A 12,054-nucleotide genomic window follows, 5' to 3' on the forward strand; every position below is an offset into this window, starting at 1 on the left:
TTAAAAACATTTTGGGGATTGCAAAAATACATAAATAAAATTAAAAGTGACAATTTGACATATTTAGTTTAAATTCTTACAGTATGATTATGAAGAACAGGCTGGTCGGGATTTGTAATCCGCTATTTTAAACCACTGCCCAAACGATCCTAGCCCTTGGCGAAGCGGTACCCTGCAGGCCGGGAGGCACGACGGCCAAAGCGTACAAGCGTAGCAAAGGAACAAACGATGTTGCTTACGCGGTCCATTCGCCCCTCAAATTGATAGATTCTAGTATATAACGAGTCATATTTGTTTGGAAATGGAGGCTTCGGTATCAATCGCAGCCTGTAGCCCCGCCCCCGCTTCTGCCCCAATTGAAAAAATTGTGGCATCCCGCTACGGTCGGGTTTAGCTAACAACTGCCCCTGCTACTATGACGGGTTTCCCTTCCACTGCCCTAACGATCTTAGCCCTTGGCGAAGCGGTACCCTGCAGGCCGGGAGGTACGACGGCCAAAGCGTACAAGCGAAGCAAAGGAACAAACGATGTTACTTACGCGATACTTGCGCTTCAAAAAAAGTAATAGTCTCTAATGAAACGAATAAAATATTTTTAGAAATGGAGGCTTCGGTATCAATCGCAGCCTGCAGCCCCGCCCCGCTTCTGCCCCAATTGAAAAAATTGCGGCATCCCGCTACGGTCGGGTTTAGCTAACAGCCGCCCCTGCTACTATGACGGATTCCCCCCACTGCCCCAGCAATCCTAGCCCTTGGCGAAGCGGTACCCTGCAGGCCGGGAGGTACGACGGCCAAAGCGTACAAGCGAAGCAAAGGAACAAACGATGTTACTTACGCGATACTTGCGCTTCAAAACCACTTAATAATGGAATATCCAACTATATCTTTTTCCTTTGGATCTTAACACGAAAAAAACCTTTAGCGCTCCCAGCTGTTACGTATCGATAAGCCACAATAAATGACAGCGCAGCATAAAAGTAAAATTTGGGCCTGGATAGGAAGCATATTCGGCATATTGATTTTGATAGTTGCATTTGGTGCCATGTTCCTAAGCGCCCGATGGAAGCCGATATTGACTGAAAAAATTAAAGCCGGTGTTTATAATGGTTCCCATCACCTATATCGGATAGATTTTAAAAGCATTAATTTAAACGTGATTACGGGCAGCATGGCACTGCGCGACGTTACACTAATACCAGATGAATCGGTTTTTGACAGCCTGAAGAAAAAACAACTGGCTCCTGCGCATGTTTTCGAACTCAGATTAAAGAAACTACAGATTAGCCGTGTTGGCATACTAACCGCTTACTTTAAAAAGCGCATCGAGGTAAATGAAATCCTTTTACAAAAACCATCTATCAATATGTCTTTTAATAAGGTAACCCAAAAAACCGACAGTATAAAAGACGAAAAATCACTTTATGAACAACTTTCTAAAAACTTCAGATCCGTACATGTAAAAAGCATTAAAATTGTAGATGCAGATTTCGATTACATCAACAAAACCGCTTCTACAAAAACCAAAAATTCGATCAAACACCTGGATATTAATATCAATGATTTTTTACTGGATTCTCTCTCAGGAAATGATACCACACGGTTTTACTATACAAAAGATGTATCATTCCAGATTGCAGGTTATAAATCGGTAACGAAAGATAAAATGTACACCATGAAAGTAGATACCGTTAAAGGCTCTACCTCATCGAAAAAGATAATGGTTAAAGGATTTAAACTTATACCATTATATAATGAACTAACTTTTGCAAGAAAATACAAGGTCCAGAAAGACCGATATAATTTAAGCTTTGATCAGGTAGAATTTAATGGTGTAGACTTTATTGGCCTGAATACCGACCAAAAATTATATGCCAAATCATTAAGAATTGGACCTGCCAACGTTGAAGTGTTTATGAGCCGCGAATCGCCGCCGCCACCAGGTTTTGATAAAGGCCGCAACTATCCACACATGGCGCTGAAGAGACTAAACATGCCTGTACTGATCGATACGGTAAGGCTGAAAAAAATTGATGTTAAATACGCCGAGTTTAATCCGGCAAGTAAAAAAACCGGAGCAGTAACCTTTAAAGCACTAAATGGAAATATTTTAAATGTGACCAATGATAGTTTGCAATTGAGCAAAAATAACCATGCGCTGGCTAATTTGAATACACTTTTAATGGGCACAGGCAGGCTGGACGTAAACATCGATTTCAACTTAACCGATAACAATGGCGCTTTTACTTATAGCGGCAGCTTGGGTAAATTTGACATGAAAAATTTAAATCCATTATCCAAAGCACTGGGTTTGGTAGAAATAGAAAGTGGTAACATACAGCATGTTGATTTTAAGGCCCAGGGAAATTTACGATCGGCAACAGGCACCATGAACATGCTGTACGCCAATCTGAAAGTAAAGCTCCTGTCAGATAATATTGATGGTGAGGGAACTAAGGAAAAAGGCTTTTTGTCTTTTCTGGCCAATACCATTTTGGTTAAAGATGAAAATCCACAAAAAGGCGAAGCACCGAGAACAGCCAGCATGACGAATACCAGGATCAACTCTGCCTCTTTTTTTAACCTGATGTGGAAAACCGTGTTTGTAGGCATAAAGGATATTGTAGGTGTCGGCATTGTGCCTGAAAAGAACCCTGTAAAACAGCAAAAAGTAATAGCTAAAAAAATAAGGGAGCAAAAAAGGGCCGACAGAAAAGCTGCAAGAAAAGCCCGCAGGGAAAAAAATTGATCTTACGTTTTTCAAATATATGTTTATACCGTATATTGCTGATAAAACACTATCTCTCTTTTTTTAATGCCTGATACCAAAAGATACCGTTACAAAGTTTTTAAATGGATTACGTGTACGCTGCTCGGTATTTTTATCGTACTTGCTGGTATAGCCTGGTTGCTAAATGTAAAGTCCCGTCCTATTTTAACAGACAGGATAAAAACATTGCTTTATAAATCAACTGATAGTTTATATACCATCACCTTTACCAAAGTATCTACAAACGTTTTTACGGGGAATGCTACTTTACAAAACGTAAGAATAACGCCTGACACCAATCGGTTCAGGCAACTTATCGCCTTAAAAAGAGCGCCGAATAATTTATATACGGTTTCTTTAAAAAAGCTGGTGGTAAAACGCTTCCACCCCTTAACCTTGTACCGCGAAAAAAAACTGCAGCTGGAAGAAATTATATTTGATAAGCCTGAAGTAGTCATGGTTAATCAGCAATTTGATTTTAACGAGGGGCGGGCACTAAGACCCATTAAATCGCCTTATGATATCATTTCCAAAAACCTGAAGGAATTTAGCATCAAAACCATTCGTTTTAAAGACATAAGCTTTAAATATGTAAATAAAAACATACCAAATTCAGTCCCTTTTAATATTGACGACCTTAACATTACGCTAACGGATTTACTGGTTGACTCTACCTCTGCTGACGACCCCAGCCGATTTTACCTGTTGAAAGATATTGTGATCAACTTAAATAACTATGTTTATCATACACCTGATAAAATGTACGACATTAAGCTTGATCAGCTTGATTTTAGGGCTACAACGGGTAAATTAAGGATAAATAGCTTTGCATTGGTTCCGCTTTATGATGAAATGAAATTCGGCAAAATTGCGGGTTATGCAAGGGAACGTTTTGACATTGCCATGCGTGATATTATGCTCAACGGCATAGACCTGCCGCTGTACATTAGTAAGCAGGAGCTTTGGGCAAAAGAAATGGCCATTGCTAATGGCTCTGTATCTGTTTTTAACCAAAATGGACTCCCATCTAAGCCGCAGGAAAATAAAATCGGTAAATTTCCACATCAGCTTTTGCAGCTTTTAAGGGCGCCTATACTGGTACAGAAAATCCAGTTGAAAGATGTAAATATCAATTATTCAGTTTTTAACAGTGAAAGTAACCAAAGAGGACGTATCAGTTTTGAAAATACCTCAGGAATTATTAAAAATGCCACCAACCTGGATAATATTAAGGCCATAAACCCAATTATGGAAGTTAACTTAAATACATATTTATTTGGCCAGGGAAAACTTGACGTAAATTTTATGTTCAACCTTACTGCCAAAGATGGTGCATTTTCCTACCGCGGGGTTTTACACAATTTTAATGCAAGGATTTTAAACCAGATTACCAAACCCCTCGGCCTGGTTCGCATTAACCGCGGCAGTGTAGATCAGTTGAAATTCAATTTTAAAGCAAACGATTCGGGTACAAAAGGAACGGTAGCATTCTCTTATTACGACCTTTCTGTTGCCCTGATGAAAAACGATCCCGAAAAGGATCACCTGGTGACGCGCGGTTTTCTTTCTTTTTTAGCCAATGCCTTAATTATCAAATCTGAAAACCCCGGTGCAGACGGCAAGCTGGTACCTGTAAACGTAAATTACAGCCGGCCATCCAATGCTTCTTTCTTCCACATGATCTGGAAGGGCCTTTTTACTGGTATAAAATACAGTATAGGAATTACCGAAGAAAAGCAAAATGAAGTACGTGAACATATTGCAAATTTCAAGGCCATGCGAGCCAATCATTTAAAAAGGAAACAAAAACGGTTAGAGCGAAGGATAAAACGGGAACGCGAGCAGAATGAAAAGCGATAACATGTTGTAACCTTTTTTTATCTTTATGCTCTAAACCTTAAACTAAAATTATGATTATTGCCCTCGTTATTATCGGATTTATCTTTCTTATTGGAATTTTTTCTTACAACTCACTTATCGGGAAGAAAAACCAGGTAACAAATGCTTTCTCGGCCATTGATGTCATGCTAAAAAAACGTTTCGACCTTATTCCAAACCTGGTTGAAGTGGTAAAACAGTACACAACTTATGAGCAGGGAACTTTAACCAAAATAGTCGAACTGAGAGCAAAGGCAGGAGCTGCGAATATCAGCAACGCCGAAAAAGCAGATTTAGATGCGCAACTAAGCAGCAATGTAAGAGGCTTAATGGTAAATGTTGAAAATTACCCTGATTTAAAGGCCAACACCAATTTTATTAACCTGCAAACCACCTGGACCGAGAGCGAAGAACAGATCGCCGCTGCCAGAAGAACCTATAATGCTTCAGTAACCGATTACAATAATTCGATTATGATGTTTCCGGGCAATTTGTTTGCCGGGATGTTAAACTTTCATCCGATTCCAGTTTTGGAAACCGCAGCTGAAGAGCGCAAAAACATTAGTGCAAAAGAACTCTTTAATCAGTAATGTTGTTCGATATAGCAAATAATGTAGCTTTACAACAAGTGTTGGCTACTATGGAGGTAACACGCAAAAGAATTGCTGCTACCCAAACCAGAGGCTATATTTTTATCGCAGCAGGTATTTTAATTTGTTTTTTAGGTTTTGTGCTGGGCTTTCCTGTTCCTGGTGTAATTATTGGTTTAATCCCTTTAATATATGGCAGCGTTCTGTTGTTTAAAATCAACGATTCTTTAACAGCTTACCGAAATGAATATAAAACCAATGTAATTGGCGCTGCACTTAAATTTTTAGACGAAAGCTTGTCAATTAGTCCTTACCAGGGAATAGCGGCTTCGGAGTTTATGTACACTCAATTATTTACCCAAGAGCCTGATCGTTATAAAACGGAGGATCTCGTAACCGGATGTGCGGATAGAACCCGGTTTTACTTTGCCGAGGTACATGCTGAATATAAAACGGTCACCCAAACCAAAAACGGAACGCGAACAGAGTGGCACGACATTTTTAGAGGAATTCTATTTGCTGCTGATTTTAACAAAAACTTCAACGGCGTAACCATAGTACGTCCCAAGGGCTTTGCCAATGCACTAGGGGCCTGGTTTTCAAAAAATGTGTTCTCTTTCGGTGGAAACGATGTGGTAAAGCTGGAAAATTCTGATTTTGACAAAACTTTCATCACTTATGGTTCTGACCAGGTAGAGGCGCGTTATATATTAACACCGGCGCTGATGGAACGTATCTTAAACCTCAATCATCAAACCAAATATGATATTAGTTTATCATTCATCGAATCGAGGATGTATATCGCTTTCCCTTTGAACCGTAATTATTTTGAAGCCCCGGTTTTTAAATCTTTAATTAATGCCGAAGCCTTAAACAATGATATTACTACCATAAAATTTATGTATGATATTGTTAAGGAACTGGATCTGAATACCAGGATTTGGGGGAAGGCTTAAATATGTTTTAACCGCAAAGAACGCGTAGTTTTTACGCAGCGAACGCTAAGCATTATAAAAACAGATTACTTAGCGTCCTTTGCGATTTTCTTTTGCAGCCCTTGCGGTTAACAAGGCTTAACTCAAATGCTTTTTCACAATTTCTTCTAATGCAGCAATATCAAATGGTTTTGAAAGGTAACTATCTGCACCAGCTTCATCGGCTAAGGAAGATATATCATTATTGGCCGAAAAATAAATTACCGGAATATGTTTTAAATCAGGATGACTTTTTAAAGCCCTGGTAGCCTGTATTCCTCCCAGATCAGGTAACCAGTTATCCATGAAAATTAAATCAGGCATATAAGCCGCTACCTGTTCTTCTATATTATTGGCGCTTTCGGATGTTTTTATTTCATACCCGGCATCTTCCAAAATAAATGTACAGAGATCAAGGATATCCCTATTATCATCAAAAACAAATACTTTTTTTGCAACTATCATTTTAACCTCCGAAAGTTATTAATCATTTAATTTATTTATATAATCAGCCATATCACGGCTATCCAATATTACATTTGGAACCACATTCAGCGCCGCCTGCTGTGGCATATATGGCATGATAGCCGTATCAGGATTCTGTATAACCGCTTTACCGCCAAAGCTATTTACGCATTTTAATCCTTCTACCCCATCTGAATTAGATCCTGAAAGCAATATACAGACTAATTTTTCTTTAAAAACCTCAGCTGCAGACTGAAAGGTGACATCAATAGATGGCCTGGAATAATTAATCTTTTCAGAATAATCCAAAGATATACTCCGATCCTCCTCTATCAGCATATGATAATCCGCCGGCGCGATAAAAACCTTGCCTTGTGCTAAAAACTCCTTTTCTTCCGCTTCGCCTACGGCCAACGTAGTACGCGATTTCAATAAATCGGTTAAAAGAGATTCGTTACTCGCTTTACGGTGAACAACCAATACAATAGGAAAACGGATATCTTTCCGTAATGCCGGAAAGATTTCGAGCAAAACATCTAAACTACCGGCTGAGCCACCAATAATCAATGCCTCACAAGATGCAGAACCTATAGTTTGCGCCATATTTTCTCCATTTTAACCCTTTTATATTCTCTTGCTTTTGGCCAAAATTCCAAACTTTCTTTACTTCCAAGAGCAAGATAACCCAATTTCTCGATACTGCTGTCGAATAGGTTGAAAACTTTATGTTGTAACCCCTTATCAAAATAGATTAATACATTTCTACATAAAATGAGCTGAAACTCATTAAAAGAATGATCTGATACCAGGTTATGTGTAGAAAAGATCATCTTACTGCTTAAACTTTCATCAAATTTTGCCAACGAGTAGTTAGCCGTATAATAAGCCGAGAAATCTTTTAAGCCTCCTGACTGCAGGTAATTTTCAGAATACTGTTTCAGATAACTTAAAGGAAACATGCCTTTTTTTGCCTTTTCTAAAACAGATGGATTGATATCTGTAGCGTAAATAAGCGATTTATGCAGTAAATTAAGTTCTTTTAGAACAATAGCCAGCGAATAAGCTTCCTCACCGGTAGAACAACCAGCAACCCAGATCCGGATAAATGGATAGGTGCCCAGCACCGGCAATACATCATTGCGTAATGATTTGTAAAAAGATGGATCGCGGAACATTTCGGTAACATTAACCGTTATTTCTTCCAAAAAACGCTTAAAGTATTGTTTATCCGTTTTAACTGTATAACGAAATTCGGCGAAACTCACGAAATTATCCAGACCGTAAAGGCGTATAATCCTTCTTTTTATTGATGCAGGAGAGTATTCCAGAAAATCGTAACCATGATTTTCCAAAACATCATTCAACAGGATTTCTACCTGTTCGTTATCTATCACATCACTTATCACCTGCTATTTCGTAAAATTTTCTATTTGCTTTAATAATTCGTCAACGTTTATCGGTTTGGAAACATAACCTGATGCACCCGCACTCAGGCAGCGTTCTTTATCGCCAACCATGGCCTGGGCAGTTACTGCCAATACAGGTATGTCCTTCATTTTAGCTGATTTTTTCATGACTGCAATTGCCTGATAACCATCCATATCCGGCATCATCATATCCATTAACACAATGTCCACATGATCATGCTTCTCTAAAACGGAAAAGCCATCCTGCGCACTTATTGCAGATAAACATTCAAAACCTTTGGCCTTTAAAACAGCTTTTAAAGCAAAAATGTTTCGGTTATCATCATCAATGATGAGAATTAATTTTTGAGGCATATTTACAATGGTTTATGATGTATGATGATTTTCGTATAGCCAAACCCTTAATAACGATATCAACTGATCCATATCTACCGGTTTGCTGATGTAATCGGATGCACCGGCAGCAATGCATTTTTCACGATCACCCATCATCGCCTTTGCGGTAACGGCTAAAATTGGCAGGTTGCGGTATTTGATATTCTGCCTGATGGCTGTCGTGGTTTCGTAACCATCCATTTCCGGCATCATCATATCCATTAGAACTACATCAATTTCAGGATTTTCATTTAAAAGTTTAAGGGCTTCTTTTCCATCGATGGCCGCTACCACTTTCATCTGGTGCTGTTCTAACATTTTGGTTAAGGAAAATATATTACGCACATCATCATCCGCGATCAGAACGGTTTTACCAACCAGTACATCCTGCAGTTCAGAAAACTTTTTAGGGGCTTTATTTTTATCTTTACTTTTTTCTTCTACCAAATGAAGAAACAGGCCAGCCTCATCCAAAATACGCTGATAGGAATGCGCCGTTTTTACCACGATTGAATCAGCATATTGTTTGATCCGATTTTCCTCACCTTTTGACAGGTTTTTGCCGGTAAAAATGATAATAGGCAAATTTTCCAGGCCAGGCGTTTGCTTCACCACTTCAAGTGTTTCGTAAGCATGTTTATCTGGAATGCCCATATCCAGAATCACACAGTTGACCTCTGGCTTATGCAAAGCAGAAACGCCTTCGTTTACCTGGTTAACTATCTCCGTTTGGATATTGAAATTGCTTAGAAAATAACTTAGTGCCTTGGCATGCTGTTCATTTTCTTCTACAATAAGTACTTTTTTAGGATAACGGGTTAAAGCGTGCTCAAGTTTTGAAAATATCTCTTGCATGTGTTCAAACGCAAAAGGTTTATTGATAAAATCTACCGCACCTTTTAATAAACTTTCTTTCTTTACCTGCAAAGAAGACATGATATGTACCGGAATCGGGCGTGTATCAGGATCCGATTTAAGCTCCTCCATTACCTGCCAGCCATCTTTAACAGGCAGTTGAATATCAAGTAAAATGGCCAGCGGTTTAAATGTTTTTGCCATTTCAATACCCTGGTCGCCACGCACGGCAACCAGCCCCTTATAGTTTCGTTTCCTTGTGAAATCTAAAAGTGTTTTGGCAAAAGGAGTGTCGTCTTCCACAATTAAAATCACTTTATCATCCGGCCCTATATCATTACGGTCATCCTCAATCTCTTGCGGAATATTTCCAACCGTTAAATGGGTTACTTTTTTTACCGGAGTTTCGAAAGCCGTTACCGGTTTCTCGGTTTGGGGTACTACTCCTTCAAAGCCTTTATTTTTATCAATTGGCAACGTAAGCGTAAAAACACTTCCTTCGCCTTCTGCACTCTTCAAATCGATGTATCCGCCCAACAGCTTAGCCAGCTCTCTGCTGATGGAAAGCCCAAGGCCTGTACCACCAAACTTACGGCGCGTGGAACCATCGGCCTGTTGAAAAGCTTCGAATATCATACCCTGCTTTTCGGGTGCAATGCCTACACCGGTATCAGTAACTTTAAATACCAGTGCGCCTAATTTTTCATTTGTACTAATATTTAAGGTTACCGAACCTGCTGTAGTGAATTTGATGGCATTTGAAAGCAGGTTTTTAATGATCTGCTCTAAGCGCATTCTATCGGTATGGAAAAATTCAGGAACCGCGGCCGATTTTTCAATAATGAAGTTCAGGTTTTTATCCCTGGCCACGGGATTAAACAATGAACGCATACCGGAAACGATATCATCAACCTTAACATTGGTACGATCGAGTTCCATTTTGCCTGCCTCAATTTTAGAAAGGTCTAAAATTTCGTCTATTAAACTCAACAGCCCTTGACCGGAGCTTTGAATAACCGATGCATATTCCTGATGTTCAGGATCCATAGCCTCATTTTCGGCCATTAGTCTTGACAACAGCAATATTGAGTTGAGCGGTGTTCTTAACTCGTGCGACATGTTGGCCAGGAACTCTGATTTATACCTTGTACTTAGCTCTAAAGCTTCTGCTTTTTGCTGGATCTCAATATTCCGTTCTTCAATCAGTTCGTTTTTTTCCTCTAGTAAGCTACTTCTCTCTTCAAGCTCCTGGTTACTCTGCAACAGCTCTTCCTGCTGTACACGTAATTCTTCCTCGCTGGCCTGAAGTTTCTGTGCCTGCGCTTCGAGTTCTGCATTTAAACCTTCCAGCTCGTTATGCTGCACCTGCAACTCTTCTGATTGCGCCTGCGTTTCCTCTAACAATTGCTGCAACTTAAACCTGTTCTGTGCACCCAGTAAAGCGGTACCTATATCAGATAAAATCAAATTCAGGAAATGCAATTGCAGCTCACTGTATTGAGCAATGGTACCTAGTTCTAACCCACCTATCGAAATTTCATTTCTAATGATAGGCAATACGATTAACTGCGCAGGTTTAATCTTTCCGGTAGCATGTGTAATGGCTAGCTCGTTTTGAGGAACATCATTCAGCAATATAGGCTTGCCAGATTTAACCACCTGGCCAATTAAACCCTGGCCTAACTCTATGGTTTGGGCTAAATTCTGCCCCTGTAGCGCATATTGTCCTTTTAAATGCAGGTATCCATCATCCTTAAATAAATAAATGGCACCAATCTGGCTATTGGTATAATTGGCCAGAAATTCCACAATGTCTTCTGCCAGATGAAAAACGTCTTTTTCGCCAACCATTTTCACGTTTAGGTTAGCTACCCCGGTTTGCAACCACTCATTCTCTTCTAATGCATCAAAAGATTTTTTTAACGACAATGACATGGTATTCAACGATTCGGAAAGTTCGCCAATATCATCCTGGCTTTGATTATCGAGCTTTACGCCATAATTACCGTTAGAGATCTGAACCGCAATTTCCTTAATGGCGGCTATGCGTTTTTCCATCTCATATTTTTTATCTTCAATTTCCTGCTGAAGTTTAACACGTTCATCAAAGTCAATTGATACCCTCCGGTAAAAAAACAAGGTAATCAAAATGGCAAGAAGCGCCGCAATTAAAATTAGGATGGGCGTATATGAGGTAAGTTTATTCAGTTCATTGGTTCTTTCTTCCAGTAATCTTTTCTCTTCGGCAACCATTTTGCTTACAATGGCCCTGGCATCATCCATATAAAATTTGCCCTGAAACAAAACTGTTGGATCAATAGCACCGCCTAAAGTTTTAATTTCTATAGTGGATTTAATGATCCCCATTCGCTTGAAAAGGATATTTTTTAGTGCGGCTATATTCTTTTGCTGAACTCGATTGTCTCTGGTGATGAATTCAACTTTTTTTAATAGTGATGCAGCCGAATCACTTGCGCCATAGTATGGCGTTAAAAAAACCTTATTTCCAGTTAATAAAAAGCCTCGCTGGCCAGTTTCGGCATCTTTTAAATACGATATAATACTTTCAGCATTCAAAATTACCTCATCACTGCGTTTAACCAGTTCAGTGCTTTTAATCAGGTTGCCAATGCTTATGTAAGAAGCCAGGGAACTGATAAATAGAATAATGAGCGATAAGCCGAGACCTAAACGCAAATTACTTTTAAGAGTTGTTTTCATTAA

General features: G+C 39.3%; 9 protein-coding genes. 4 read left to right on the forward strand and 5 right to left on the reverse strand.

The window, feature by feature from the left end; all coding sequences use genetic code 11:
• Positions 1-957 precede the first annotated feature (957 nt).
• From DV942_RS12680 to DV942_RS12695, 4 genes are all read left to right on the forward strand, one after another.
• On the forward strand, positions 958-2,745 hold the full coding sequence (locus DV942_RS12680; protein ID WP_145857979.1) for an AsmA family protein: 1,788 nt from the start codon (positions 958-960) through the stop codon (positions 2,743-2,745).
• Between the two features lie 66 nt (positions 2,746-2,811).
• Positions 2,812-4,626 (forward strand): hypothetical protein, encoded by a 1,815-nt coding sequence (locus DV942_RS12685; RefSeq protein WP_145857981.1) that lies wholly within the window; start codon positions 2,812-2,814, stop codon positions 4,624-4,626.
• Between the two features lie 50 nt (positions 4,627-4,676).
• The gene (locus DV942_RS12690) at positions 4,677-5,234 is read left to right on the forward strand and encodes a LemA family protein (protein ID WP_145857983.1); all 558 of its coding nucleotides are present in this window, start codon (positions 4,677-4,679) and stop codon (positions 5,232-5,234) included.
• Positions 5,234-6,190 (forward strand): DUF3137 domain-containing protein, encoded by a 957-nt coding sequence (locus tag DV942_RS12695; protein WP_145857985.1) that lies wholly within the window; start codon positions 5,234-5,236, stop codon positions 6,188-6,190. The genes DV942_RS12690 and DV942_RS12695 overlap by 1 nt, the downstream gene beginning before the upstream one ends.
• A 117-nt stretch (positions 6,191-6,307) precedes the next feature.
• Here DV942_RS12695 and DV942_RS12700 read toward each other — a convergent pair whose 3' ends face one another.
• The 5 genes from DV942_RS12700 to DV942_RS12720 are packed head-to-tail and all read right to left on the reverse strand — an operon-like array spanning position 6,308 to position 12,051.
• On the reverse strand, positions 6,308-6,673 hold the full coding sequence (locus DV942_RS12700; protein ID WP_186462305.1) for a response regulator: 366 nt from the start codon (positions 6,671-6,673) through the stop codon (positions 6,308-6,310).
• Positions 6,674-6,691: 18 nt separating this feature from the next.
• Complete coding sequence (locus DV942_RS12705; protein ID WP_145857987.1) at positions 6,692-7,276, reverse strand: chemotaxis protein CheB; 585 nt, start codon at positions 7,274-7,276, stop codon at positions 6,692-6,694.
• Entirely contained in the window at positions 7,261-8,076 is an 816-nt protein-coding gene (locus DV942_RS12710; RefSeq protein WP_244278802.1) for a CheR family methyltransferase, read from the reverse strand. Before DV942_RS12710 ends, DV942_RS12705 begins: the two co-directional genes overlap by 16 nt.
• Before the next feature lie 6 nt (positions 8,077-8,082).
• On the reverse strand, positions 8,083-8,454 hold the full coding sequence (locus tag DV942_RS12715) for a response regulator (RefSeq protein ID WP_090983492.1): 372 nt from the start codon (positions 8,452-8,454) through the stop codon (positions 8,083-8,085).
• Between the two features lie 12 nt (positions 8,455-8,466).
• Positions 8,467-12,051, reverse strand: coding sequence for a response regulator (locus DV942_RS12720; protein WP_145857989.1), 3,585 nt, complete (start codon positions 12,049-12,051; stop codon positions 8,467-8,469).
• Between the last annotated feature and the right edge of the window lie 3 nt (positions 12,052-12,054).

This window comes from Pedobacter suwonensis (assembly GCF_007833675.1).
Lineage (GTDB): Bacteria > Bacteroidota > Bacteroidia > Sphingobacteriales > Sphingobacteriaceae > Pedobacter > Pedobacter suwonensis.